2 protein-coding genes are annotated in these 1,244 nt (G+C 68.2%); both read left to right on the top strand.

Annotated elements, in window-relative coordinates; all coding sequences use genetic code 11:
* On the top strand, nt 1-477 hold a 477-nt coding region (locus AC099J_RS31465; protein WP_479619245.1), incomplete at its 5' end, for a copper-binding protein.
* A partial coding sequence (locus AC099J_RS31460) for an efflux RND transporter permease subunit (RefSeq protein ID WP_479619244.1) occupies nt 474-1,244 on the top strand: 771 nt, incomplete at its 3' end. The genes AC099J_RS31465 and AC099J_RS31460, both read left to right, overlap by 4 nt.

Genomic DNA, 1,244 nt, shown 5'->3' with positions numbered 1-1,244 from the left:
CGCACAGGCGTGCGCGCCGTGGTCATCGTCCGGCAGGATGGCGCCAGCTTCGCGCCCCGTGAGGTGACGCTCGGTGCCGACCTGGGCGACCAGCTCGAAGTGCTGCAAGGCTTGAAGGAAGGCGATGAGGTGGTGACGAGTGGCCAGTTCCTCATCGACTCGGAGGCGCGGCTCAAGTCGGTGCTGGGTGCCATGGGTGCTGCCCAGCCGGTGCCCGCAGTGGCCGCTGCGTCGGCACCCGTCGGCGTCCACCGCGCCAGTGGCAAGGTCGAAAGTGTCGACGCCGACGGCATCACCATCTCGCATGGGCCGGTGCCCGCGTTGCAGTGGCCGGAAATGACCATGGGCTTCGGCAAGGCGCAAGCCGGTGCTTTCGCGGACATCCGGCCTGGCGACACGGTCAGCTTCACATTCAAACCCGGCGGCCCCATGGAGTGGGAGCTGGTGACCGTGCAGAAGGCCGGGGCTGCCCAATGATTGCCGCACTCATCCGCTGGTCCGTCGGCAACCGCTTTCTGGTGCTGTTGGCCAGCGCTGCGCTGGTGGCGGCAGGACTGTGGTCCGTCGCGCGCACCCCGGTGGATGCGCTGCCCGACCTGTCCGACACCCAGGTCATCGTGCGCACCACCTACCCGGGCAAGCCGCCGCAGGTCGTCGAAGACCTCGTCACCTACCCGTTGACCACCACCATGCTCAGCGTGCCCGGGGCCAGGACGGTGCGCGGCTACAGCTTCTTCGGCGACTCGTTCGTCTACATCCTGTTCGACGACAAGACCGACCCGTATTGGGCGAGGTCCCGGGTCGTCGAATACCTCAGCCAGGTGCAGAGCAAGCTGCCGCCGGGGGCTGTGGCAGCGCTTGGGCCCGATGCCACAGGCGTGGGCTGGGTCTACATGTACGCGCTGGTGGACCGCACCGGCAAGAACGACCTGGGGCAGCTGCGCGCGCTGAACGACTGGTTTCTGAAGTTCGAGTTGAAGACGGTGCCGGACGTGGCCGAGGTCGCCAGCGTGGGTGGCATGGTCCGCCAGTACCAGGTGGTGCTGGACCCGGACCGGATGCGCACGCTGGGGGTGACGCAGCGCATGGTGGTCGAAGCCCTGAAGAATGCCAACCAGGCGGCGGGTGGGTCCGTGGTCGAGCTGGCCGAGACCGAGTACATGGTGCGCTCGCGGGGCTTTCTGCGCTCGCTCGACGACTTCCGCACGATCCCGCTGTCGGCCGTCGGCGCCACGCCGGTGCTG

Source organism: Rhodoferax sp. RT4P68, assembly GCF_056521305.1.
This window is presented reverse-complemented; position numbering and strand designations above follow the sequence as displayed.